This is a genomic window from Paenibacillus sp. FSL R7-0179, assembly GCF_038002265.1.
In the GTDB taxonomy this organism is placed as follows: domain Bacteria; phylum Bacillota; class Bacilli; order Paenibacillales; family Paenibacillaceae; genus Paenibacillus_AQ.
Window position 1 is genome coordinate 2,445,405 of sequence record NZ_JBBOCC010000001.1, and the last position, 23,129, is coordinate 2,468,533.

General features: G+C 52.8%; 24 protein-coding genes. 12 read left to right on the forward strand and 12 right to left on the reverse strand.

What is annotated here, in order from left to right; all coding sequences use genetic code 11:
• Nucleotides 1-14: 14 nt before the first annotated feature.
• Nucleotides 15-737, forward strand: a complete 723-nt coding sequence (locus MKX63_RS10865) for a glycosyltransferase family 2 protein (protein WP_341017014.1) — start codon at nucleotides 15-17, stop codon at nucleotides 735-737.
• Nucleotides 734-1,777: a glycosyltransferase family 4 protein gene (locus MKX63_RS10870; RefSeq protein WP_341017016.1), complete on the forward strand. Its 1,044-nt coding sequence runs from the start codon at nucleotides 734-736 to the stop codon at nucleotides 1,775-1,777. Before MKX63_RS10865 ends, MKX63_RS10870 begins: the two co-directional genes overlap by 4 nt.
• 142 nt (nucleotides 1,778-1,919) lie before the next feature.
• On the opposite strand, the gene MKX63_RS10875 is transcribed toward MKX63_RS10870, so the two are convergent.
• Nucleotides 1,920-2,990 carry a glycosyltransferase family 4 protein gene (locus MKX63_RS10875; RefSeq protein ID WP_341017017.1) on the reverse strand — a complete coding sequence of 357 codons (1,071 nt, stop codon included), beginning with the start codon at nucleotides 2,988-2,990 and terminating at the stop codon, nucleotides 1,920-1,922.
• Between the two features lie 191 nt (nucleotides 2,991-3,181).
• On the opposite strand from MKX63_RS10875, the gene MKX63_RS10880 reads away from it, so the two are divergent.
• A complete protein-coding gene (locus MKX63_RS10880) occupies nucleotides 3,182-3,925 on the forward strand; it encodes a YhcN/YlaJ family sporulation lipoprotein (RefSeq protein WP_341017019.1) in 744 nt (247 codons plus the stop codon).
• 198 nt (nucleotides 3,926-4,123) lie between these two features.
• Here MKX63_RS10880 and nagA read toward each other — a convergent pair whose 3' ends face one another.
• The 7 genes from nagA to MKX63_RS10915 form a co-directional block, all read right to left on the reverse strand.
• On the reverse strand, nucleotides 4,124-5,317 hold the full coding sequence (nagA, locus tag MKX63_RS10885; protein ID WP_341017021.1) for an N-acetylglucosamine-6-phosphate deacetylase: 1,194 nt from the start codon (nucleotides 5,315-5,317) through the stop codon (nucleotides 4,124-4,126).
• Nucleotides 5,305-6,033: a glucosamine-6-phosphate deaminase gene (gene nagB / locus MKX63_RS10890; RefSeq protein ID WP_340751955.1), complete on the reverse strand. Its 729-nt coding sequence runs from the start codon at nucleotides 6,031-6,033 to the stop codon at nucleotides 5,305-5,307. The genes nagA and nagB overlap by 13 nt, the downstream gene beginning before the upstream one ends.
• Entirely contained in the window at nucleotides 6,033-6,911 is an 879-nt protein-coding gene (locus tag MKX63_RS10895; protein ID WP_341017023.1) for a MurR/RpiR family transcriptional regulator, read from the reverse strand. Before MKX63_RS10895 ends, nagB begins: the two co-directional genes overlap by 1 nt.
• Before the next feature lie 632 nt (nucleotides 6,912-7,543).
• A complete protein-coding gene (locus MKX63_RS10900; protein WP_341017024.1) occupies nucleotides 7,544-9,361 on the reverse strand; it encodes an FTR1 family iron permease in 1,818 nt (605 codons plus the stop codon).
• A gap of 357 nt (nucleotides 9,362-9,718) precedes the next feature.
• On the reverse strand, nucleotides 9,719-11,068 hold the full coding sequence (gene efeB / locus MKX63_RS10905; protein WP_341017025.1) for an iron uptake transporter deferrochelatase/peroxidase subunit: 1,350 nt from the start codon (nucleotides 11,066-11,068) through the stop codon (nucleotides 9,719-9,721).
• 5 nt (nucleotides 11,069-11,073) lie between these two features.
• Nucleotides 11,074-11,979 carry an iron uptake system protein EfeO gene (gene efeO / locus MKX63_RS10910; RefSeq protein WP_341017026.1) on the reverse strand — a complete coding sequence of 302 codons (906 nt, stop codon included), beginning with the start codon at nucleotides 11,977-11,979 and terminating at the stop codon, nucleotides 11,074-11,076.
• A gap of 199 nt (nucleotides 11,980-12,178) precedes the next feature.
• Complete coding sequence (locus MKX63_RS10915; RefSeq protein ID WP_341017027.1) at nucleotides 12,179-13,156, reverse strand: LacI family DNA-binding transcriptional regulator; 978 nt, start codon at nucleotides 13,154-13,156, stop codon at nucleotides 12,179-12,181.
• Nucleotides 13,157-13,580: 424 nt separating this feature from the next.
• On the opposite strand from MKX63_RS10915, the gene MKX63_RS10920 reads away from it, so the two are divergent.
• The 3 genes from MKX63_RS10920 (at nucleotide 13,581) to MKX63_RS10930 (ending at nucleotide 15,344) form a co-directional block, all read left to right on the forward strand.
• Complete coding sequence (locus MKX63_RS10920) at nucleotides 13,581-13,805, forward strand: helix-turn-helix domain-containing protein (protein ID WP_019908812.1); 225 nt, start codon at nucleotides 13,581-13,583, stop codon at nucleotides 13,803-13,805.
• 161 nt (nucleotides 13,806-13,966) lie between these two features.
• The gene (locus tag MKX63_RS10925; protein WP_341017028.1) at nucleotides 13,967-14,215 is read left to right on the forward strand and encodes a hypothetical protein; all 249 of its coding nucleotides are present in this window, start codon (nucleotides 13,967-13,969) and stop codon (nucleotides 14,213-14,215) included.
• Between the two features lie 367 nt (nucleotides 14,216-14,582).
• On the forward strand, nucleotides 14,583-15,344 hold the full coding sequence (locus MKX63_RS10930; RefSeq protein WP_341017029.1) for a SagB/ThcOx family dehydrogenase: 762 nt from the start codon (nucleotides 14,583-14,585) through the stop codon (nucleotides 15,342-15,344).
• Between the two features lie 7 nt (nucleotides 15,345-15,351).
• Here MKX63_RS10930 and MKX63_RS10935 read toward each other — a convergent pair whose 3' ends face one another.
• Nucleotides 15,352-15,882, reverse strand: a complete 531-nt coding sequence (locus MKX63_RS10935; protein ID WP_341017030.1) for an NAD(P)H-dependent oxidoreductase — start codon at nucleotides 15,880-15,882, stop codon at nucleotides 15,352-15,354.
• Between the two features lie 194 nt (nucleotides 15,883-16,076).
• On the opposite strand from MKX63_RS10935, the gene MKX63_RS10940 reads away from it, so the two are divergent.
• Genes MKX63_RS10940 through MKX63_RS10950 form a run of 3 tightly spaced genes read left to right on the forward strand, consistent with a single transcriptional unit; the run spans nucleotide 16,077 to nucleotide 17,802 of the window.
• Nucleotides 16,077-16,433 carry a winged helix-turn-helix transcriptional regulator gene (locus MKX63_RS10940; protein WP_209993498.1) on the forward strand — a complete coding sequence of 119 codons (357 nt, stop codon included), beginning with the start codon at nucleotides 16,077-16,079 and terminating at the stop codon, nucleotides 16,431-16,433.
• A gap of 58 nt (nucleotides 16,434-16,491) precedes the next feature.
• The gene (locus MKX63_RS10945) at nucleotides 16,492-16,914 is read left to right on the forward strand and encodes a MarR family winged helix-turn-helix transcriptional regulator (protein WP_341017032.1); all 423 of its coding nucleotides are present in this window, start codon (nucleotides 16,492-16,494) and stop codon (nucleotides 16,912-16,914) included.
• A 51-nt stretch (nucleotides 16,915-16,965) separates the two neighbouring features.
• On the forward strand, nucleotides 16,966-17,802 hold the full coding sequence (locus MKX63_RS10950) for an alpha/beta hydrolase (protein WP_341017033.1): 837 nt from the start codon (nucleotides 16,966-16,968) through the stop codon (nucleotides 17,800-17,802).
• Nucleotides 17,803-17,910: 108 nt separating this feature from the next.
• Here the strand turns inward: MKX63_RS10950 and MKX63_RS10955 are convergent, their stop codons facing one another.
• Together MKX63_RS10955 and MKX63_RS10960 are read right to left on the reverse strand one after the other, a co-directional pair.
• Complete coding sequence (locus MKX63_RS10955) at nucleotides 17,911-18,096, reverse strand: hypothetical protein (protein ID WP_036695723.1); 186 nt, start codon at nucleotides 18,094-18,096, stop codon at nucleotides 17,911-17,913.
• Nucleotides 18,097-18,348: 252 nt separating this feature from the next.
• A complete protein-coding gene (locus MKX63_RS10960; protein ID WP_341017035.1) occupies nucleotides 18,349-18,936 on the reverse strand; it encodes a hypothetical protein in 588 nt (195 codons plus the stop codon).
• 280 nt (nucleotides 18,937-19,216) lie between these two features.
• Between MKX63_RS10960 and MKX63_RS10965 the strand changes: the two genes are divergently transcribed.
• The 3 genes from MKX63_RS10965 to MKX63_RS10975 are packed head-to-tail and all read left to right on the forward strand — an operon-like array spanning nucleotide 19,217 to nucleotide 21,697.
• Nucleotides 19,217-20,188 carry an ABC transporter substrate-binding protein gene (locus MKX63_RS10965; protein WP_341017036.1) on the forward strand — a complete coding sequence of 324 codons (972 nt, stop codon included), beginning with the start codon at nucleotides 19,217-19,219 and terminating at the stop codon, nucleotides 20,186-20,188.
• Nucleotides 20,169-20,951, forward strand: a complete 783-nt coding sequence (locus tag MKX63_RS10970; protein ID WP_341017038.1) for an ABC transporter ATP-binding protein — start codon at nucleotides 20,169-20,171, stop codon at nucleotides 20,949-20,951. The genes MKX63_RS10965 and MKX63_RS10970 overlap by 20 nt, the downstream gene beginning before the upstream one ends.
• Nucleotides 20,945-21,697: an ABC transporter permease gene (locus tag MKX63_RS10975; protein WP_341017039.1), complete on the forward strand. Its 753-nt coding sequence runs from the start codon at nucleotides 20,945-20,947 to the stop codon at nucleotides 21,695-21,697. Before MKX63_RS10970 ends, MKX63_RS10975 begins: the two co-directional genes overlap by 7 nt.
• Before the next feature lie 142 nt (nucleotides 21,698-21,839).
• Here the strand turns inward: MKX63_RS10975 and MKX63_RS10980 are convergent, their stop codons facing one another.
• Nucleotides 21,840-22,667, reverse strand: a complete 828-nt coding sequence (locus tag MKX63_RS10980; protein ID WP_341017040.1) for a TerC family protein — start codon at nucleotides 22,665-22,667, stop codon at nucleotides 21,840-21,842.
• Between the last annotated feature and the right edge of the window lie 462 nt (nucleotides 22,668-23,129).

A 23,129-nucleotide genomic window follows, 5' to 3' on the forward strand; every position in this document is an offset into this window, starting at 1 on the left:
GAGGAGGCCGGGGCATGAATCAGAAGACCAAGGTCTCGGTGGTGATTCCGTTCTACAATTGTCCTTACGTACATCTGGCGGTCGAAAGCGTGCTGGCCCAGAGCTACACGGATATTGAGCTGATCGTGGTGGATGACGGTTCAACGCTCCATACGGAGAAGCTTGACGCCTATAGAAGCCGGATTGTATATATCCGCAAGACCAACGGAGGGACCGGCTCGGCCCTCAATAAGGGAATTGAGGCGGCAAGCGGAGCTTATTTTGCCTGGTTAAGCGCGGACGATCTGTTTCATCCCGATAAAATCAGACGGCAGATAGAAGCCATCCGCAGCTCGGGTACCTCCTTCAACCATACGGCTTACTACTATATTAATGAGAATGGGCAGCGGTTCTCCGATATAGTCCGAATGCCGGCCTTGAGCAGACCGGCCCTCATACAGACCATGATGTCCGGCTGTCCGGTGAACGGCAGCACGGTGCTGCTCGATATGGAGATCCTCTCCGGGGTGGGCAGGTTTAATGAGAGCCTCCTGTATACACAGGATTATGATATGTGGCTGCGGATTCTGCCTCATTATGAGTGGTCTTATATAGAAGAGCCGCTGCTGAATTACCGCGTTCATAATGAAATGGGCTCGGTTCTGCACAGCGAAGCGCAGAACCGGGAAATTGCCAAGGTGCAGTTCATGCACAGAGGGAAATTGACGGAGCTGCTGAGAAAGGAGAGAAGGAATTGAGACTGACCTTTCCGGTTCTGACCTTATCCAGAGGCGGTGCGCAGCGGATGATAGCGGAGCTGGCGAACGCCCTGACATTAATAGGCCATGAAGTTGTTGTTCTGATGCCCAGCTTAGGTGTTGTGGAATATGAGATGAACTGTCCGATTATCCCTGTGCCCGCCCCGGTCCTTACAGAAGATCATTTCCCATACGGGGATGTCATTATCTCTAATTATTATACAACCGTGCCGGTTGCTGAGCGGGCCAGCCGTCAGGGCAAAGGACTGCATATCCGGCTGGCCTTATGCTATGAGCCGAATTTCCTGCCGGATAATAATCAGTCGTTCGCCTCCTACGGCATTACCCGCAACCTGCTTGTATTGTCCCGCTGGCAGCAGGAGGTCATACGGATCAATCACGGCATTAAAGGGAGAATTGTTCCGGTCGGTGTTGACCCGGATTTCCATAATATGCATTTCCGAGACAACCCGGGCAAGCCGCTGATCGTCTCGGCTATTATGCGGCGTCCAGAAGGCGGATTCTCCGGCCACCGGGAACAGGAATACCTGATTCAGCAGCTTGATATGGTCAAGCGGCTTCATCCTGAGGTGGAGCTCTATATTATAACTCCCCCAGCTGAATATGCCGCTTCAAGGAGTCTGCAGGCCTTGCTTAACACCGGGAGCTATCAGCTGCGGACACCCGGGAATGATGATGAACTGGCTTATCATTACAATGAGGCAGATATTTTTGTCAGCGCAAGTACCAATGATGCCGGTTCACTGCCGGGACTGGAAGCGATGCGCTGCGGTGCTGCACTGGTTACTGTATATTCAGGAGGAAATCTCGAATACTGTGCACACGGGCAAAACTGCCTGATGTCGTATCGTCATGAGAACCGTCTTGCTGCGGATATTGTGACGCTCATTAACGACGGGGAGCTTCGCCGGCGTCTGGCCGCCAGGGGAGAGCAGGATTCCTTGAATTTCACCTGGGAGAGAAGTGTGCAGGTCTTCCAGGCTGAGCTGTTTGAGATGGTATCCAGACAGGGGATATGATGCCTCCGGGCAGAATGCCAATACAACACACAGAAACCTTCAACCCAGGCTAACGTCTGGAATTGAAGGTTTTTTTGAATAAAAGGACGGCAAAGCCGTTTCCGCTTGCCGGAAGACTGGGGAGATATGAAGCTTGTAATGGCTAAAAGATAGAGAAGGAATTCATCATCTCGCGGAAGGAATGTGCATACTGATCGAATCCGAAATGCGTAACCATATGCTGACGGCCCTGATAGCAGATGGCTTCACGCAGCGGGATATTATTCATCAGCTCTAATCCTTCGTTAACGGCAGCCTCTATATTGCCAATGGGGTAGAACTTGCCCGTAATATTATGAGTGATGAAGGATCTGACCCCGTCGGAATCCGTGCTGAGTACAGGACAGGAGCAGCAGACAGCTTCAGCTACCGCATATCCGAAGCCTTCTGTGACCGAGCTGGACAGCAGGAAGCCTCCTGAAGCGGCAATCGATGAATAGTAGACAGGCATCATCTGGTTAGGCATATTCGTGAACACATTCAGCCGGTCATTCAGGCCAAGAGCATGCAGCTCTTCATTGAATGCCGCCTTCTGTTCATCGGAGGCCAAGCCTGGATCATGGAACATCCAGAGATGCAGGTTGGGCTTTGCTTTGCGGATATGGTGGGCAATCTTCAGGTACTCGCTCCAGTTCTTGTTGGGTTCCAGCCGCCCTACCCAGGCGATGACAGGATCAACCGGCGCCTCGGCGGGGATATAGCGAAATCCTTGTACATCCACAAGGTTCGGAATAACATAGCGTTGGAGCCAGGGGCAGATCTCGATAAACAGCTCCAGTAAATGATCGGTGGGGGGAATCAGCACAGCATTGCAGAAGGATTGCAGATAAGGCACAGAATCTATAATCACATTACGGGCTTCGCTTCGTGTTCCCAGACCCTGGGACTCGTAGATCAGGATGCCTCCATACCCCAGCCGGCGCAAGCGCTCCAGCAGCAGATAATCTGAGGTTACGATGATGGCGTCATAATGATGGGCATTCAGTACGGCCCTGATATCTTCATCCTGAGGAGTGATGAATACCGGGAAGCTTACACTATTGTGAGTGCCGGACCCCGGCATGAGATAGAGTACATGGCATTCGATGCCGTTCTTTTGAAGACTCTCACACCGCAGCCTGTTCAGGGTCTCCACCCCGCCGCTCGGTACATAAAACGTAAATAGGATTTTCAAGCTTACCCCTCCTGATCTGGACTGCCTGCGGAGAAACACAGTCTGCTGTTATATAAGATACGCCTGATTTCTCTTGCATGTGACTGTGGGGGGCGGCATTGCCAAATCCTTTCTGGATAGCCCGGCAGTGGAGGAGCCATGCTAAGGCTTGTTACGCTGCACTACATTATTCTGTTAAGGGAGATGAAGGAATGTTGCGCTCGAAATTCGGCTTGTCCGTGTCTGCTGCCTTGCTGGTCGGCGCCTTAAGTATGACCGGCTGCAGTGCCGGCCATTCGGCAGATAATGGCAATATGCAGACGAAAAGTGTACGGGGGACAGACGGGCGAATCTACGTGAACTCCACACGGGACATGAAGCGTGATGATGACTTCGGCAGCATGGAGATGAGCAAGGAATTGGCTGACCGTGTAGCGGCTATGCCGGAAGTCCGTTCCGCTAACGTTATTATGGTTGGCCGAAGCGCTTATGTCGCTGTAATGCTGGAGCATGCTTCAGGCGGAGTACACACCCGTAGTACCACCCGCGAGAAAGCTACCGGAAGAGGAACTGCTGCCGGTGTTCCCGGAATGACGGGAACAGGCGGCTCTATGGCCGGCATTCCAGGGAGTCTGACAGGCACCGGCACTGTTGGCGGTACAGGCATGGCGGCTCCCGAGGATTATCCGGGGAACGGCAATAACGGGATTATGTCCAGAAGCAATATGGGGGATGATACAGACTTGATTCCCGGGGAGATTAAGAATAAAATCGCCGCAGAGGTTAAAAAAGGTAACACATACGTCGGCAATGTGTACGTCTCGGCGAACCCGGATTTCGTGGATCGGGCTGATTATTATGCCCGGGAATTCCGTGCAGGACATCCGCTCAGAGGCTTCGCGAATGAATTCCGCATCATGGCGGAACGGATTTTCCCTGCACGCAGCGGACAGTAAGCAGATTACTGCACATGCCTTGAATGAAGATAGTATTCCAGAGGGATATGAGGCTTATTCAAAGGACGGGCACAGGGCAGGCAAACGGTAAAAGAAGATGGACGCAAACAATGCAGCCACCGTACCCGGAAAGCCGGGTGAGAGGGCTGCATTGTCTGTGTTTATATGGACATGAAGTAGTATCTTGCTGCCCTGGACTTAGGCCTCCAGCTTGCGTCCGCAAATCCAGACGCCGCGCAGATTCAGGTCCTGATCCAGCTGCAGGATATCGCCGCGCTTCCCTGCTTCCAGCGTTCCGATAGACCGCTGCATGCCGAGCGAGAGCGCCGGGTTAAGGCTGGCAGCCTGTGAGGCCTCCAGCAGGCTTAGACCGACCTCCTGAACCAGATAACGGAACCCGCTAATCATCGTCAGTGTGCTTCCGGCCAGTGCTTCAGGATGCTCCTTCAGCGTGGCTATGCCGTCCTTAACGATCACAGGCAGGTCACCGATCGCAAATTCTCCGTCGCTGAGTCCGGTTGCTGACATGGCATCTGTGATCAGCAGCAGGTTATGATTGTTTTTGAGACGGGTAATGAGGCTGATGGCTGCCGGATGAACATGGATACCGTCGGCAATGACCTCGGCTCTGATCCGGGGATCGAACAGTACGGCACCGGCCGTTCCCGGCTTGCGGTGATGCAGCGGCGTCATGGCATTGAACATGTGCACCGCCTGGTTCAGTCCGGCATCGGCAGCGGTAATTACCTGCTCGAATGTGGCATCTGTGTGGCCAAGCGCAGCCGTAATGCCATGCTTGCGCAGCCACTGGATCGCTTCCAGGGCAGCTTCACGCTCAGGAGCCAGGGTGACCTGACGGATCATTCCCGGATACTTGTGCTCCCATTCCTCCAGCCATTCTATATTAGCCGGAACGATATGCTCAGGATTCTGCGCTCCAGGCCATCTTACGCTGATGAACGGTCCCTCCAGATGGACACCTGCCAGCCTTGCATAAGGCATGCCGCCTTCACGGGAACGATAAGCATCCACCTCGGCCAGCACCTGATCGATGTCTGCCTTGGAAGCCGTCATGGTTGTAGCAAGCATAGAGGTCGTCCCGTGTGAGGCATGGAACCGTGTGATGGTGTCGAGAGCATCTGCATCGCTGTACATGAAGTCATGTCCGGCTCCGCCGTGCACATGTACATCAACGAATCCGGGGATCAGCAGACCTTGCGGCTCCCAGGTGACTGTCTGCCAGCTCTCATAAGCTGCGGGCAGCCAGGAAGCTTCTCCGGCATATTGAATCAAGCCATCTGCTACGGCAATTACACCCTGTTCTATGATTCCGTCAGGAGTCAACACCTTGCCGTACAAAAGTTCTCCGTTCATACCGTTTATTTCAGCCATTTGGCGGCTCCTTCATCCAGCAGGACGACCACATTCGGATGGCTCTGAAGCAGCGAAGCGGGGCATTGGGTGGTGATCGGGCCCTCCAGCGCATTTTTAACCGCTTCCGCCTTCTCTTCACCGCGGACAAGCAGTACAATCTGCTTCGCTTTGAGAATGCCGCCGATGCCCATCGTTACCGCCTGACGCGGCACATCCTCTACACGGTCGAAGAACCGGGCATTGGCTTCCAGGGTCTCTTCCAGCAGATCGACGACATGCGTTCCGCTGCTCAGGCTGGCATCCGGCTCGTTGAAGCCGATATGACCGTTGCTGCCGATGCCGAGGATCTGCAGATCCACCGGACCGTTATCCTCCAGCAGCTTGTCATACGCACGGCATTCGGCCGCAAGATCGGGAGCATTTCCGTTAGGCACATGGGTGCGGGCCAGGTCGATATCGATATGATTGAACAGATGCTCATTCATGAAGCTCCGGTAGCTCTGCGGATGATCCACAGGCAGTCCGACATATTCGTCCAGGTTGTAGGATGAGGCTTTGGCGAAGCTGACATTGCCCTTGCGGTGCATCTCCACCAGCTTCTCGTACACCCCGACAGGGGAGCTTCCGGTAGCCAGCCCGAGAACAGCTCTGGGATTGCTCTGCAGCAGACTGGCGATCAGGTTAGCTCCTGTGGCTGCGAAATCTTCTTCATGCTGAAATTTCAAAATATTCATTAGATTTGACCTCCCCGTTTATGACGGTAATGTTGGACGTTCCGGTAAGATTGCTCAAGCCTGGGGATGAAATCCCCGAACCGGGCACTGACCATGCCGGTGAACAGAATATCGATAATATGCAGCTGTGCGATCCGTGACGCCATATCACCGCGCCGCATGCCCTGCTCTAGAGACGAGGAGAACAGGGGAATATCAGCGAGTGTAGCCAGAGTACTGCTTCCATAGGAGGTTAACGATACCGTGGCTGCGCCGCTCGCGGCTGCACAGGTTAAGGCATCCACTGTCTCCGGGGTCTCCCCCGAATAAGAGACTGCGAAGGCCACATCGCCGGAAGAGAGTGAGGAAGCGGAAGTAATCTGCATATGGGAATCGGCAAAAGCGGTGCAGTTCACGCCAATGCGGATCAGCTTCTGATAGAAATCCTGGGCGACGATGGACGAGGTCGCCATCCCGTACAGATCGACCCGCCGGGCTCTGCACAGCAGATCAATGACCTGCTGCAGCCGGCCCAGATCCAGTAGCGAGGTGGTGTCCCGGATCGAGGCCAGGTGGTTGGCCTGCATGGCCTCTACAATGAATTGCAGCGGATTGCCGGCCACGATGTCCTGATAAGAGGAGCTGCCGGTCTCCGGCGAGCCGTCGCTATGCGCCAGCTCAGCCGCCAGCTTGAGCTTGAAATCGGGATAACCCTTGAAATGCAGCGCTTTGCAGAACCGCGTAATCGTCGCCGTGCTGATGCCGCATTCCTCCGCCAGCTCCGTGATGCCCATATGGACAATTTCCCCGGGCGAGGCCAGAATGCGCTCAGCCAGCTTGCGTTCCATTTGCGACAGCTTGGGCTTGTCATGCTCCAGAGCATGCAGAATGGGAGACAAGCACTCACCTTCTTTACTATAGATTCAGATTCATGTAGCTTTCTCTACTTATCAAATGAAAATGTAGAAATGGACATGTGGAAAGGGACAGGTTAAGTTTTGGCCTAAAGCTTACTCCTGAAATTGTTTTACATAATAAACACAATAATTAAGAAAATTATTTTCATAATCAGAATAAAACAAATTGCGGAAGGTTGCAATAGGCAGTTTGGCTTAAGGCTGCTCTTGGGCTGGATTAAGGAGAGGGAGGTGTGGATTTGTGATAGGGGAGTGGAGGGAGGGTGGAAGGAGGAGGAAGGAAGGAGTATTGATAAGAGGAAACAGTTGGATTTTTGTTACTTGTTAACTCATAATTCAGTTTGTTGTGGAAAATAATTGGATTTTTGCTGTTTAATTTTGCTCAAATTCCTTTTTAAGCTGATTGCGGTAATAAATAAATGCTGTTTTTCCATCTATCATCCATAAAAAGGATTATATTCTTTTAGTAATTGACGTTTTTCCACCTATTCATTTCTGCTTAAGGCATCGGCAAGAGGAATGCGGCTAACCCATATGGCAGGAAATACAAAAGGCTGCAATCTGCGCGTTTGAAGGCACACGCACAGATTGCAGTTTTTACATAATTAGTATGTTTACTTAGTGATCCCGTTTGCGGCCTTCGTTCTGTTGGCAGCCCGTCTGCCGCGCAGCAGCTCCCATAAGATGAAGACGAGCATCAGCAGCTGCGGGATGGTGGTCTCCCAGGTCGGATACATGCCAAGCCAGCCGATGGAGGGCAGGCTGTGCCCGTTATGGGCTGGCAGCTTGCCGGCGATCTGCAAGGCGTGAAGACTCTCACCGAGGAAGCGGAACACCAGATAGTAGATCAGCACTGTAGCAGCACGGAAGAAGGCAGCAAGCGGCAATTTGGCACTCAGTGCAATCATGGCATAGCCGAGGATGATCAGGATCACCAAGGCACTGCCAATCCCGAGCAGCAGCTGAGAGGTGTCAATGGCCGGTGCCATCCCTGCGTAGAAAATCGTAGTCTCCGCCCCTTCGCGCAAAATGGCCAGCGCAGCGATGAAGAACAGGTACCACAGATTGCCTTTGGCGAGGGCGCCTTGCATCTGGCGGTCTACATATTTATTCCAGGCTGCTGTGCTGGATTTGCCATGCAGCCAGCGGCCGACGGTGAGCATCATGACCACGGCGACGAGACCGGTGATGCCTTCGATCAGCTCGCGTGCGCCGCCGGAGGCGGCTTGGGAGAGGGAATAGGTCAGCAACACGGCGAGGCCGATGCTTGCGGCCAGACCTGCCGCCGCGCCGGACCATACCCAGCGGCTGGCCGCCGGTACTGCTTCGCGGCGCAGATAGGCAAGCAGGGCGGCGAGTACAAGAATCGCCTCCAGCCCCTCCCGCAGCAGAATGAGTGCCGCATCCCATGCGGTATATGTCTGTTCCCCGGCCAGCGGCGTCAGCTCAGAGAGCATCGTATCCATAAGTGATAGTGCTTGGTCCAGCTTCGGAGGGCTGGAGAGCAGATAACCGGTGACGGCGGTGCTCTCGTTCTCGATGCTGGCATAGACCTTGGGTGAAGCCAGCTGGACCTGGCCTTCGGCCGAAGGCCAGGCAGTGATGAACTGCTCCATGATATCAGCGGCGGCTGCGCTGTCGCCGGCCTGGGCGGCTGCGGAAGCTTGCTTCAGATAGCTGATCAGCCCCTCGATGGAAGCTGGCTCCGCCGGCGCACCACCGGTATCGACGGCTTTGCCTTCGCTGTAGCCGGACAGCAGCGTCACCAGCGCTTCCGCTTCCGCCTGCGCGGCCTCTCCGCGGACCGGCTCTGCCTGCAGCGCAATGCGCAGCAGGCTCATCTTCGTCTCCAGCAAGCCGTAGACGGCGGGATTGTCCGCCCGGATGCCGCGTTCCGCCGGCGTCCAGCCGTTCACCACGGCGCGGTAGGCTTCCGCCGCCGCGGCCCAGTCGGCGCTGCGCGCCGCATCCCGCGTGCGCTCCGCCGCGGGCAGCAGCTTCGCCGCCGCTGCGCGTCCGGCGGCGCCCGAGTCACCGCCGCCTTCGCCTGCGGCGGCGGTAACATAAGCGTCCACGCTGCGGGCGAGCGTGGACAGGGCCGCCTTGGCGGGCGCTCCGCCGCCGCCCGCCAAGGCTTCCGCCGCAGCGTCCAGCGCGGCGTCCACCTCAGCAGCCGGACCGGCGAGTGCCGGGTCCGGCTTGCTCTTGTTCGCGCTGCGCCACAGCGCCGCGAACGATTCGACATCGGCCGCCGCCGCCTCCCAGCGGCTCTGGCCGGCCTCGACCAGCGCGCTGCCTACGGGCGGCAGCAGCTCATCCAGCGGCGCGCCTGACGCAGAAGCCGGCGCGCCGGGGAGCAGCACAAGCAGGCAGAGGAGCAGCAGCGCTGCCCTGATCTGCCGCCAGGAACCATGTGTAACTGTGATCTTCATCGGGATCATTCCCTTCAAGTTTAGCGAGTAGGGGTCACTTGCAACGGACTCAGCTGCGCTTATTTTAGCACTATTAACGTTTCTGCAAGTTGAACGGACTCAGTGGAGCTTATGTACAAATAATTGGGAGGAAAACGCCCGCTGTAGCGGAAATAAGCGCCGTGTAGTCCGTTCGAGTAGCTGAATATGCTCGAAAGAGAAAATAAAGGCCTCTCAGTCCGCAGCGATCAGCCACCTGTCCGTCCTCTCCGGTGCCCGAATCGCCGCAGCACCGGTGTCCGAATCGCGGTTGCACTTCCAGCCTCAGAATCCCTGGGCCCCAGCCTCCTCAGCATCACCCGTCACAGCCTAGGTATTTCAACCCTCGAGCAGTAATTCCCCGATATAACCGCCTTCCCGGACACCGGGGAAGCAGGCGAAGACAGCACTGCCGGTATGAACCATATACTCATTCAGCCGGTCATTTTTGGAGAGGCGCTGCTGGATGCTGACGAACTGCTTCATCAGATCCTTTTGAAAGCTGATGAACACCAGACCGGCATCAAGCTGGCCGGTTTTGAGATCCATGCCGCTGGAATAGGAGTAGGAGCGGCGCAGCATTTTGACCGAGCCGTCTCCGTGGGCGAGAGCGGAATGGGAGTCCGGCGGGATGAGCGGCTTGCCGGCAGCATCGGCTGCTGCCAGATTTAGCTCAGCGAATTCATCCCGGGCTCCAATTGGTGCGCCGCTCTGCCGGTGCCGCCCGAAGGTGGCTTCCTGATCGCTCAGCGGGGAGCGGTCCCAGACCTCAATACGGAACCGTACGCGCCGCACCGCAAGATACGTGCCCCCGTTCATCCAGGCCGGGCCATCGGCGCTGCCGCTCCAGACAATATTTCGCATCTGCGTGTCATCGGTGACGTCCGGATTCCCCGTACCGTCCTTGAAGCCAAGCAGATTACGCGGGGTGCCGCCTGACAGATCGGCGCTGGCGCTGCGCTGGAAGCCTTCCTGCGTCCAGCGCAGCACCGCTGTGCCCCGGGCGATGCGGGCCAGATTGCGGATGGCATGGAACGCCACCTGCATATCGTCCGCACAGGCCTGAACACAGAGATCACCGCCGCACCACTGCGGCTCCAGGCTGTCTCCAGGGAAGGACGGAAGCTCAGTGAAGGAGGCGGGCCGCTTCCCGGCCAGCCCGAAGCGGCTGTCGAACAGGGCCGGACCAGCTCCGAAGGTAAGGGTACACTTAGAGGGGGTGAGGCCATCCGCCTCACCGGTGTCGGTAGGCGGGAGATTGGGCTTGTCGTTCGCCGTGCCGATCATCGTACCCGAGGTCAGGGCAGCGGCGGCGGCAGTCCAGTCCTCCAGCAGTTTTTTCAGATCACTGATCATGGTCGTCGTCAGATCAAATGAAGCGAAGCACAGAAAATTCTGTGCAGGCGTAAGAATCCCCGCCTGGTGCTTGCCGTAGAAGGGGATCGTATCCGCCTGTTCTTCATTCTGCCCGAAGGCTGCGGCGGCCGGGACTGCCCGTCCCGCTGCCTGGCGTGCCGCCATAAAGCCGCCTGCACCGCCTCCGCCCAGCAGCAGCCCGAGACCTGAGGCACCGGTCAGCCGCAGCATATCGCGGCGGCTGAATTTGGTATTGAACAGCTGGGTCTCCGGCGCAGGAATTCCATGATCCGCGTCAGCCTTATTCCGGGAATTCTTATCTTTCTTGTTCATACTCGTCACACTCCCAGAATCGTTCCCATGTTGGATAGCGGCTCGGCCAAGGCATCGAGATTCTGGCTTAGCTTACGGATCTCCTCCGGTTTGAGCGTTTCGTAAGAGACGTAGCCCTCCCCCGATTTGAACGGTGCCAGCTCATTCATCAAGGCGGTGAACCGCTCGCCGATAGTTTGCTCAAGGGCCGGGTCTTTTTTGGCCAGCTCCGGCTTCAGCAGCTCATAGATCTTCTGGGCCCCCTCCACATTCGCCACAAAATCATACAAATCCGTATGGGAATAACGCTCCTCTTCCCCCGTTACTTTGGAGGAGGAGACCTCATTCAGCAGCTCAACCGCCCCGGTAACGAGCAGATTGGCATCAATCCCGGCCGTCTCCACCTTGGCGCGCAGCAGCTGCGCATCCTTCAGCAGGCGGTCCGCGACATCTGTCATGCCCTCCGTGGTATGATTCTGCCAGAGGGCCTGTTCAATCTTATGAAAACCGCGCCACTGCGCGGCATCCACATCATTCTCGCGGGCATCAATATTCGGGTCCAGATCTCCGAGTGCTTCAGCAATCGGCTCGATCCGCTCATAATGCATACGCGCCGGAGCATACAGCGCCTTAGCCTCTTCCAGCTTGCCTGCCTTGACGGCATCCGTGAAGCCTTCGGTCTGCTTGACGAACGCATCACATTGTTCAATGACGTATTTGCGGTATTCGTCGATGGCAGTGGTGAAATCTGCGTTCGCCTCACCTCCGGCCTTCGCTACACTTTCTGCCCCGCTACCTGCCTGGGCTGCGGCATTACTTTCCGAATTATTGCTGTTATTAGCATTGTTATTGCTGTTGTCCTTGCCCGCACATCCGCCGAACAGGAGGGACGCTGCAAGCAGACCCGCAGGTACGGCATAACCTATTTTCATCCGGTAGATACCCCTTTTCATTTATGAAAATGATAATCGTTATCAATTATGGACTTATCATAATTCCACAGCTAATAGCTGTCAATAAAAATGTGATAATTATCATATCCATCCAGAAGCGCACAAAAAATCCTTCCGACAGGCGGAAGACGCAGATCTGTATCCTGCACAAATCATAGCTCAACCGGCGGATCAGTTATTACACCGTGGACCGCTCAATAATCCGGTAGTCCAGCTTGCGGTAGACCGGCCCCAGGTGCTCCGAATGAATCTGCTCATGGATAATGCGGAAGGCGGCGGCCCCCATCTCATACAGGTGGTTATCCATGGTGGTGATCTGAAGCAGACGTCCGATTGGCTGGTTATCGAAGCCCATCACTGCGAGGTCATGAGGGATGCTAAGGCCGGCTCTGCGCGCTTCAATAATCAGCCCGGCAGCTACATGGTCTCCCGTAATAATCATGGCTTCCGGCCGCTGCGGCATCATCAGCAGAGATTGTGCAACGGCAGCGCCGTCTTCCTCCGTTGTACAGTCATAGATCATCCATTCCTCTTCAAAAGCCAGCTTATGCTCAGCAATGAATTCGCGGTAAGCAGCCTGACGGATCATGGCACTGCTGCCATTACTCCGTCCTTCGCAATATCCGATGGAGCGGTAACCTTTGCCGGTCAAGTACGCCAGCCCTTCCTTGAAAGCCGCATAATGCTCAATATAGACTGAAGAATAGCGCCGCTCTCCGCTGTCCTGGCAAGTGACAACCGGACCGTAGGCCGTATACTCCTCAATGATGTCCGGCTTCAGCGCAGTAGAGACAATTACGACACCGTCAATTTCTTTATGGCGCAGCATCTCCAGCACTTTGATTTCTTCCTCCTCCAGATAATTGCTCTGGCACAGAATCAGCCGGTATTGCGAGAGCAGCGCCTCGTGGGCAATGCCATTCATAATAATCGAGAAATAAAAAGCATGAATATACGGCAGAATCACCGCCACCGCACCGGTACGTCCGGTAATCAGATGAACGGCGTTCATATTGCGGGTATAGTCGAGCTGCTCAATCGTTTGCAGTACAGCGGCTCTTTTGTCCTTGCTGACATACGGATGATTATTCAGCACCCGTGAGACGGTCGTTACAGATACTCCGGCCATCCGGGCGATTTCTTTAATATTAGCCACGTTCGTCTACGCCCCCTGTGTGAGACTCGTATGACCTTATTCTAACATAGAAATGAACCGCTTTTCGGCCGATAAAAAAGCTTGCTATGGAATCCATTTCATACATTACACTGGGTGTGCAACAACAGCTCTACCGGAGAAACCGGCGTGACCGCAAGGGCGTGACGGACCGGTACAGCTTGCTGCTGTGACGCAAATTCTATAGTATTTGCCCGCCGGCTGCCGCCCTTAACGCGTAAGGTGCTGCGGCCGGTTTTGCTGCGTCCTGGCTGTGATGTGCCGGGATTGTCCAGACTCCGCGCCTGCCCCCGCCCAATTTAATGCTGTGACAGCACCATTAACTGCCCCCCCACATAGTATGGTTTGACTGTATCCCTTTACCTTGTTATACCAAACAAACCCAGGGCAAGGAGGGGTGACACCATTGAAAGGCAACGAACATCATAGCAAATTTTTGTTGACGCATCGTGAACGCGAAGTATTCGAGCTTCTTGTGCAGGACAAAACTACACGGGATATTGCCGGACTGTTATTCATCAGCGAAAAGACCGTCCGCAACCACATTTCCAACGTAATGCAAAAATTAAACGTAAAAGGCCGTTCGCAAGCGGTTGTCGAGCTGATCAAGCTTGGGGAGCTGAAAATCTAGCTGCCCTGCTTCAGAGGTGATGCGTTTAAGCCTTCCTTTACCTTTTTGGGGTGAGGGGAGGTTTTTTGTTGTTTGCCAACTCTCAATCCGATTTCAAATTATGATAAATGAATTCATTAGAACCACTTTTTTATCGATGGCTACCCGGGAGGTGTGAAAGAATGAAATGGCAGCAAGTAAGAGAATTGTTTCTTGACCAATTTGTTTTGCTTTCCATTCTTGACTATCGCGAGGAAGATGATAAGAAAGTTATAACGGAAGTAGCTCCTGTTCGTGCAGTATCTGAGAAGAACGCCAACCAGGAATTTTTCAGCGCTGAACCAGGATATCTTGTCTATCACACTGCCAATGAGGAGTGCGTTATTCATCTGCGCAGAGACCCAGTGATGAGAGTGAGGCGGCGGTCATGAAGATAGCTTATGATGGACAACTCCTGACAATAGATATTTCCGTATGCTACCAAGGGAGAACGCTGCAATACTTCCGAAGTCTCACAAAGGATTGCTTGGATTGGATATCTTACAGACCCATGGTTTTATCATAGATATGCAAAAGATGGAGTTGCGTTCGCATTAATGATATCGCTTCCATGCTTCAATATTGAATAGACCAAGTGATTGCCGCCGGCAAAGGGGGCCTCATTTGGTCTTTTTTTCAATTTGGACAGTCATCGCTGCAAAAATAGCTTTGTATTTGCAAAGATAGTGATTATAATCACAAACTAATTCAAAACACATGATAAATTTATAGGATCAAGGGACGCCGGGAGGATTCAACATGACAAGATACGAGCAACAGAGACAACTGCTGAAATCGAATTTTCAAGAATTCAAGCATATCCGAACAGATAAGATTAAGGGCATGGCGCAGCCGCCGATTGTGAAGCCCTATAATGAGGGGGCACAGATCATTGAGCTGCCTGAGGTCAGCCGGGACGTTGTGAGTCAGAACAATATTATGGATTGCATCAGCCAAAGAAGGAGTACAAGATTCTATTCGGCCGACACGCTAAGTCTGGAGGAGCTATCCTATTTACTATGGGCCACCCAGGGCATTACGGGGATGAGCAAGAACGGACTGACTCTGCGGACGGTACCGTGCAGCGGGGCGACCCATACGTTTGAGACTTACCTGATGATTATGCGGGTAGAAGGGATACCACAGGGCATCTACCGGTACCTTCCTGTAGAGCACAAGCTGTTATTTATGTTTGAATTAGACCAACTGGAACAGAAGATTGATGCGATTACGCTGGAGCAGCCCTTTGTCCCCAACTTCGCCAAGAAAGCTGCGGTTCTGTTCGCCTGGAGCACCACACCCTACCGGTCTGAATGGAAATATGATATCTCCGCGCACAAAAAAATTCTCATCGATGCCGGGCATGTCTGCCAGAATCTGTACCTGGCCAGTGAATCCATCGGTGCCGGGGCTTGTGCCATCGGAATCTATGATCAACAGCTGATTGATGAGGTGCTCGAACTGGATGGCGAAGAGGAATTTGTGATCTATCTTGGCGCGGTCGGGAAGAAGCGGGAATAACGGAATATTAACGGTTCCGAAGGATATACTCCCAATAATCCACGGCACTCTGATTAATATCATCGTCACTCGCCTGGAAGGAAGCGCCGAACACGGCGAAGTAAGGCAGGGCGGTTGCGCCGACATGGATGGCACTGGCCTGGAACGGGGCGATGATCTCCTCTACTGTAAAAGAAACGGACCCGGCAGGCAGGTAGTTTTCTTTTTTATCGCCGATGGTCATAGCTATGCCCAGCTTCTTATCCTTCAGCTTGTTGCCGCTTGAGCCGTACGCCCAGCCGTGAGTGAACACATCGTCCAGCCATTTTTTTAGCAGCGGGGGGTAACTGTACCAGTATAAGGGGAATTGAAAAATAATCAGGTCGTGCGCCTCCAATAAACGCTGCTCCTGCGGAACATCGATGCTCCAGTCCGGGTACTCCTTGTAGAGCTCATGGACCGTAACGTCCTCCGGATGCAGCAGCAGCTCTTGTCTCCATCTCCGGTTCACTCTTGAAGCCTCTATATCGGGGTGCGCCAGGATTACCAGGGTTGTCATTAGGGATCACCTTTCTGGTGTATAGTTTGTGTTGTGCAGGTGCTTCTATTATTTTGTAAATTCCTGAAAATGTAAATACACACAATGAAGTAACCTAGTTACCTCCAGGTATGCATTGGAATCGGGTGCCGGTTGTGGCAGAATAGAAATCATTAGATCAGCGCATTGTTATGACTGCTGGGGAGGTGCCGGGGATGAAGCAATATCATTTAGGGATTGAGGCGACGCTTGAGATTATCGGCGGGAAGTGGAAGTCGCTGATCATATGTATACTGATGTCGGGGACCAAGAGGACGAGTGAACTGCAGCGCAGTATTCCGGGTATCTCGCAAAAGGTTCTGATTCAGCAGCTCCGCGAGCTGGAACGGGACGGGATCATCGGCAGAGTGGTTTATAGCCAAATGCCGCCCAAAGTGGAATATTACATCACCGAGTATGGGATCACAGCCAATGAGATCATTGACCTGATGTGCTCCTGGGGCAGAACCAATATTGCGATCCGGCAGCAGCGGGGTGAGGAAGTCATGCTGCTTGATAAGGACCCCGAATAGGAGCACGCGGAAATACTGATCTATTGACAATAGTTTGATGTCAAACTATAATTCCTTTATGGAAACCAGAGATGCTATTTCACTTATATCCAAGATCCGCGAGAAGGTTAACAGGTTCATCCTACAAGAGATGGCGAAGCAGGGAGTAGACGGCATTGCCACTTCGCACGGGGATATTCTGTATGCGCTGCTGTCTAAGCACAGACTCACCATGGCCGAGATCTCGGCACATATTCATAAGGACAAATCTACAGTTACAGCACTTGTGGATAAGCTGGTCCGGCTGGGACTGGTTATGAAGGAGAGGAATCAGGAGGACACCCGGTACGTATATGTTACTCTAACCAGGAAGGGGAAGGAGCTGGAGCCGGTATTTGAATCGGTCTCTTCTGCCATGCTGGAGCAGTTCTACCGCGATATTACGGAAGAGGAGCAGATAACTCTGCTGGCAATTTTAATGAAAATCAATCATAATTTCTAAAAAATTTGCATTATAGTTTGATATCAAACTAATTATGGAAAGGACATTACAATGAGAGACTACACTGATGAGTTACCGCCGCATATAGAGAGATATGTCGGTGAGCATGATCTCTATCTGGAGGTTTATAAAGGAGAGGAGGCGCGGGAAGGCCAGGAACAGGAGAAAAAGGTACCTCTGCTGTTTGTGCACGGTGCGTATACAGGAAGCTGGATGTGGAGCAAGTACATTCCCCATTTCATCCGTGAGGGCTGGACGTGTTATGTGATGAATCTGAGAAGTCATTACCGGAGCCGGGTGCTGGATATGACGCAGATTACCTTTGAAGATTACTTGGAGGATATCCATGAAGTAGTGCAGGTGATCCAGGCTGAATACGGAGTTACTCCTGTCCTGATCGGGTTCAGCATGGGCGGGATTCTTAGCCAGAAAGTGGCTGAGTCAGTCGGGTTGGCCGGACTTGTGCTGATTGATTCAAGTCTATGCAGAGAGGTACATGATAAGGTGCCTTATACGGATATCGTCAAGACAGTACCGGGTAACGTAGTGCCCGCTCCGGTCCGTGAAGAGGAGACCAGCCTGGATGAGACGGCTGAAGACATAGCGTTTCAGCGCAAATATCTGGCGATGGAGTCGGCTAAGGCGTTTCGAACTTTTTCTTATCATTTCGGGGCAGCAGGGGTATCCGTAGACAGTAGGTCCATTACTTGCCCTTGTCTGGTGATTCAGGCGGTTAACAGTGATGAGGATGAACGCCGGGGCAGAGCCAATGCAGCGTATTTCCGCGCAGCCTACGCAGGTCTTTGGGGCACCACCCATACCGGACTTCTCGTAGGACAGCGCTATCTGGAAGGGGCACAGACGATCCTGCGGTGGTTGGCGAGATAATGAATCTAGTGCAACAAATAAAAGGCCGCTTGAACCGGGATGCTCCCGTTCCTTAGCGGCCTTGATTTGATAGGTGAAGGGTGTTCTATATATACATCTAACTAGAGATTAGTGGAATTTGACGGTCTTGATGCGTGATTCCTGTTCGTAAGTAAGCGGACTTGGGGTTGGTGGTGTGTGCAGATGGCGATGTGCGCTATATTCCATCTTCCGGTAATCCTCTTCTCCGGAAGCCATCCCCGGCTGCCACATCCCGGTTACCCAATTCTTCAGTTCCTTAATTCCTGCCAGCATTGCATTCATCCTCCTTGGCGATGAAATACGGTAATGAACCTCTGGGACATCTCTTTTGGTTACGCTTTCATTATAACATATATAATTCATAAAGCAATGAAATGTCCGCCTGATAAAGACAAATAAATAAGGAATAATGTTGTGATAACTGGGTTTGTATTTATCTAAGAGAACAATGTCCTTGTGGGATGGACTACCCGAGGGAAACAAAAAAAGCGGCAGCCGGGATGGCGGTCGCTTCGGGGCAGGATGTTATGCAGATGCAGCTAACCGTTTCAATTCAGCTTCCTGATCTATAGAACGCCGGGCCAGGATATCCAGCGTTGCGTCATGTCCTCGCAGGCTCCGGTCGATCCGCTCCAGAGAATCCCGGCCGGCAACGACTTCGGTGTTGACTTCGGCCACCGCTTGTTGAATCAGCGGAATTAGCTTCGTATCTTCCTTGATGCTTTCAATGTCAGCCTTGACGGTAAAGATATCATCCTTGACGGTAAAGATATCAGCCTTGACGGTAACGATGTCAGCCTTGACGGTAACGATGTCAGCCTTGACGGTAACGATGTCAGCCTTGACGGTAACAATGTCAGCCTTGACGGTAACAATATCATCCTTGATGGTAACGATGTCGGTTTTGATATTTTCGATTTCATCCTTGATGATCACCAGCTCGGCAGTAATTTCAGACTTGAATGCAGTGAATTCTGACTGAAGATTTTGAACATCGGCTTTCAATCCGGAAAGTTCGTATTTGATTCCTGAAATTTCAGACTTCATTCCTGTAATTTCTGACTTTACGCCTTGCAGCTCGGCAAGAATCTGCTGGAGAATTACATCGCTCATAGGGCACAGCTCCTTAGATAGGTTGGAGTAGGACTGCTGCTTGAAGGGGGATACCTGCGGAATAGGTACAGGTCATTATAGCATATTTGCGTCATTATTGGGTGCTGCTGTAAAAAGAATTCCATGAAGCTATTGGACATTAGAGAACTGATATTTAAATTTATAAATATACAAAATAGGACAATGGGTGTACTATGTATGTGAATAAATTCGCATGAAGCGTAACCGATAAGAGATGGGGGAATTAAGATTCATGAAGACAAGAAACTGGAAACACCTTATGAAGCTAGTCGTACTGACTGCGGCTGTCAGCGTGACAGCTGCCGGATGCGGTAGCGCAAATCAGGCAGGAAATGCCAAGAATGCAAATACAGGAGCTGCTGCAGCTGCACCTGCTGAGGCTGTTACGATATCGCTGGGACTGCTGCCATCCATCGATGCGATTCCTTTTATTATTGCCCATGAGCAGGGATTTGATCAGAAGCATCATGTGAACCTGGATATCCAGACCTTCAAGAGCGCGAAGGATCGTGATGTGGCTTTTCAGGCGGGTAAGGTAGATGGCCTCAGTGCGGATCTGGTGGCGATCTCAATCTATAATGAAGCAGGACTCGATGTCAAAATCACCAGCACCACCACAGGTGAATTCGACCTGCTGACCGGAAATGATGCAGTGAAAGAGGTAAAGGATCTGAAGGGGAAGACCGTCATCCTGTCCAAAAACACTTCAACCCAGTATACCGTCGCCATGATGCTGAAGCAGGCAGGCCTGGCAGAAGCCGATATTACCGTAACGGAAGTGCCGCAGATTCCAACGCGTCTGGAGCTGCTTAAGAATAATAAGGCGGATGCGGCTGTTTTGCCGGAGCCCTTTGTAACCATGGGCCGTACTGCCGGCCTGCGCGTTCTCAGTTCCACCCATAGTGCGGGGATCAATCCGTTTGTGCTGGCTTTTCCGCAGAGTGCCATTGATGCCAAGGGGCAGGGAATCCGCGATATGTACGCCGCTTATGATGAGGCAGTTGATTATATGAAGACGCATGACCAATCGGAATATATCGACCTGATTATTAAGGAAGTAGGCTATCCTGAAACGCTGAAGAATGAAATTAAGGTGCCGGAGTATCTGCCTGCGAACCAGGTGGATGTGAAGGAAGTGGAGGCTGCTTTTGCCTGGGCCCGTGAAAAAGGACTGCTGACCAAAACGCTATCGGCTGAAGATGTGATCTCCGATGTCCAGTTTAAAAAATAGCGGTCTCCGCATTCATCAGCTGCATGTAGCTTATCAGAACGGGCAGCTGGCTCTGGGTGAGATGAGCCTGACCCTGCCGGAGCACGGGATTTATACGGTGATCGGCCCCTCGGGCAGCGGCAAATCTACGCTGCTGCGGGCGATTGCCGGCCTGCTGCCCGGTTATGAGGGGGAGCTGCTGTTCAATGGCAGATCTGTTCATGATAAGGAGACGCTGATCGGGCTCGTGCCGCAGAATTATGGCCTGCTGCCCTGGAAGACGGTCCGGGACAACATCCGGATTGCGATGCGTATCGCCCGTCCGGACGGAGCAGGGCGGGGCAGGCGGGAGCAGGACCGGCAAATTATGCAATGGCTTGAAGCCATGGGGATTGCCCAGCTCGCCGGCCGGTTTCCGCTCTCGCTGAGCGGCGGTCAGCAGCAGCGGGTAGCCATTGCCCGCGCCTTCGCCATTCTGCCGACCCTTCTGCTGCTGGATGAGCCGTTCTCGGCGCTGGATGCCATTACGCGGGAAGGGCTGCAGCAGATTTTTATCGACAACTGGCAGGCGCATCCGGCGACCACACTGTTCGTCACCCACGATGTGGAGGAGGCGATTCTCCTGGGACAGAAGATTATCATCATGCTGCCCAGACAGCAGGAGCCGCCGGAGATTCTTGATAACGCCGCTGTGTTTGCCATGAAGCATGCCGAGAAGCGGGAGAGCGATGAATACTTCATGCAGTCCAAGAGAATCCGAAAGGTAATGATGGAGAAATGGTGAAACGACGGCATTTGATTCACCTGCTGCGCCTGCTGCTCGTTTTTGCCGGAATGAATGTTGTCTGGTATGTGGCTTATCTGCTCATGAATCACGCAATTCTGCCCAGCCCGGGCGCGGTCTATAACGCGATGTTTGAGCTGGGGGCCCATGATGTGGTGCTGAATGTCGGATACAGTCTGATGCGGATCACTGAAGGTGTGCTGCTGGCTCTGCTGCTCGGTCTGCTGGCCGGTCTGCTGATGGGCCGCTCCCCCTTCTGGAACCGAATACTGGACCCGGTCGTCTATCTGACCTATCCGATTCCCAAAATCGCGCTGTTGCCCGTGGTCATGCTCTTCTTCGGTCTCGGAGAAACCTCCAAGGTACTGATGATTATGCTGATTCTGCTGTTCCAGGTCATTATCTCGGTACGTGATGGTGTGAAGGCTATCCCCGAGAGTACTTATGATGTTCTGACGAGTATTGGTGCCAGCACGATGCAGAAATTCTGGAATGTGACGCTTCCCGGCGCTTTGTCTGTGATCCTCAGTACCATTCGCATATCGCTGGGTACAGCGATTTCCGTACTCTTTTTCACCGAAATCTACGGTACGGAGCATGGCATGGGCTTCTTTATCATGGATGCCTGGCTGCGGCTGGACTACCCTGAGATGTATGCCGGAATTATGCTGTTCAGTCTGGTGGGGTTCGTGCTGTTCCTGCTGGTGGATGTGCTGGATTACCGATTCATGAAGTGGCGGAGATAGCTGTTTAAGCGGGTTGCGATGCACCTAAGTTCCACATACTTAAAAAAGAAATCGCCCTTTTTGTAAGATGGAAGATCTACCGTCCATCCCAAAGGGGCGATTTCTTTTTATTTTATGGACCAGCTTTTCTTTCTAATAGAGATTATTTACCGAGCTGCTTGTCGACTTCCTTGACCGGATTCTCAGAGGCATTCTCTTCGGTCTTGACACTGCTCATGAACCAGCCTGTAGCCGCAATGATGATCAGAACTACATAGAAGGTCAGTTTCCACCAGGTGCTGTGTGCGAAGTCTTCGGACAATACACCCAGAGCAGGGTGGGCCAGCGTGATGACAGCGAGCTTAACCCCAACCCAGCCGACGATGAAGAAGGCAGCAACCTCGAGACCCGGACGGGTGTGAAGCAGCTTGACGAAGAAGGAAGCAGCGAACCGCATAATGACGAGACCAATGAAGCCGCCCGCGAAGATTACAAGGAACTGTCCGCCGTCGAGGCCGCCGATGTTGCGGATGCCACTGGCAGGAAGAGCAACGGCCAGGGCTACGGCTGCGAGGATGGAGTCTACGGCGAAGGCGATATCTGCTACTTCGACCTTAAGTACGGTGAACCAGAAGCTGGCTTTCTTTTTGTTTACAGCCTCAGGGCTTCCGCTTTCAGCGGCGTCTTCCGTGACCGGCTTAGCGAATAACACTTTTCGGAAGATGTGATTCCCCGCGATAAATAACAGATATAGCGCACCGATAGCTTGTACCTGCCAGATATCTACCAGATAGGAGATGACGAACAGTGATCCGAACCGGAACACAAATGCTCCGGCCAATCCGTAGAACAATGCCTTTTTACGTTCCTCATCAGGAAGATGTTTAACCATAATCGCTAGTACAAGTGCGTTGTCTGCGGCTAGCAGCCCTTCCAGTGCTACGAGAACGAGCAATACCCATCCGTATTCTAATAGTAGTCCCCAATCCATTGCTGTTTCCTCCTCAAGTGGTTTAGCTGCTTTGTGCTTAAACTAACGGTGATACCCTTAGTTTAACCAAAAATATATATAAAAAAGACCTTTACCAAACAGATTAGCCTTTGGAATAAAGGTAACCTGGTTGGTAAAGGTCTCGCTAACAATAATCTATTGCCGATAAAACCGGAGAATATCCTCATATTCTCGTATTGACGATTTTATCTAACAGCTACTCCCCTTTACGGGATTATATGAAATTTTAGGTGTTTCGTTTCTGGCTAAAAGTATCATATCCGAGTTAAGAGGCGTTGTCAATGCCTTTTGAGAACAAATATCATTAGAAAATGACAGGCCTGAAAACGGAAACATGATAAGTTTGAGTCATATAAGTTGACATATCATATGGCGAAACTGCAAACAAAAGGAAAAGAAGGGCGAAATAAACGTTGGAGTAATTGACGACCCCCTGTAATG

Excerpts from the sequence above, each read along its gene's own strand:
- efeB (WP_341017025.1), bottom strand. The coding sequence starts at position 11,068 with ATGAACAAGAAAGATAAGAATTCCCGGAATAAGGCTGACGCGGATCAT.
- MKX63_RS10950 (WP_341017033.1), top strand. The coding sequence starts at position 16,966 with ATGAGAGACTACACTGATGAGTTACCGCCGCATATAGAGAGATATGTC.
- MKX63_RS10970 (WP_341017038.1), top strand. The coding sequence starts at position 20,169 with ATGTCCAGTTTAAAAAATAGCGGTCTCCGCATTCATCAGCTGCATGTA.
- MKX63_RS10900 (WP_341017024.1), bottom strand. The coding sequence starts at position 9,361 with ATGAAGATCACAGTTACACATGGTTCCTGGCGGCAGATCAGGGCAGCG.
- nagA (WP_341017021.1), bottom strand. The coding sequence starts at position 5,317 with ATGGCTGAAATAAACGGTATGAACGGAGAACTTTTGTACGGCAAGGTG.
- MKX63_RS10975 (WP_341017039.1), top strand. The coding sequence starts at position 20,945 with ATGGTGAAACGACGGCATTTGATTCACCTGCTGCGCCTGCTGCTCGTT.
- efeO (WP_341017026.1), bottom strand. The coding sequence starts at position 11,979 with ATGAAAATAGGTTATGCCGTACCTGCGGGTCTGCTTGCAGCGTCCCTC.
- MKX63_RS10925 (WP_341017028.1), top strand. The coding sequence starts at position 13,967 with ATGAAATGGCAGCAAGTAAGAGAATTGTTTCTTGACCAATTTGTTTTG.
- MKX63_RS10930 (WP_341017029.1), top strand. The coding sequence starts at position 14,583 with ATGACAAGATACGAGCAACAGAGACAACTGCTGAAATCGAATTTTCAA.
- MKX63_RS10865 (WP_341017014.1), top strand. The coding sequence starts at position 15 with ATGAATCAGAAGACCAAGGTCTCGGTGGTGATTCCGTTCTACAATTGT.
- MKX63_RS10965 (WP_341017036.1), top strand. The coding sequence starts at position 19,217 with ATGAAGCTAGTCGTACTGACTGCGGCTGTCAGCGTGACAGCTGCCGGA.
- nagB (WP_340751955.1), bottom strand. The coding sequence starts at position 6,033 with ATGAATATTTTGAAATTTCAGCATGAAGAAGATTTCGCAGCCACAGGA.
- MKX63_RS10980 (WP_341017040.1), bottom strand. The coding sequence starts at position 22,667 with ATGGATTGGGGACTACTATTAGAATACGGATGGGTATTGCTCGTTCTC.
- MKX63_RS10940 (WP_209993498.1), top strand. The coding sequence starts at position 16,077 with ATGAAGCAATATCATTTAGGGATTGAGGCGACGCTTGAGATTATCGGC.
- MKX63_RS10960 (WP_341017035.1), bottom strand. The coding sequence starts at position 18,936 with ATGAGCGATGTAATTCTCCAGCAGATTCTTGCCGAGCTGCAAGGCGTA.
- MKX63_RS10935 (WP_341017030.1), bottom strand. The coding sequence starts at position 15,882 with ATGACAACCCTGGTAATCCTGGCGCACCCCGATATAGAGGCTTCAAGA.
- MKX63_RS10955 (WP_036695723.1), bottom strand. The coding sequence starts at position 18,096 with ATGCTGGCAGGAATTAAGGAACTGAAGAATTGGGTAACCGGGATGTGG.
- MKX63_RS10945 (WP_341017032.1), top strand. The coding sequence starts at position 16,492 with ATGGAAACCAGAGATGCTATTTCACTTATATCCAAGATCCGCGAGAAG.
- MKX63_RS10880 (WP_341017019.1), top strand. The coding sequence starts at position 3,182 with ATGTTGCGCTCGAAATTCGGCTTGTCCGTGTCTGCTGCCTTGCTGGTC.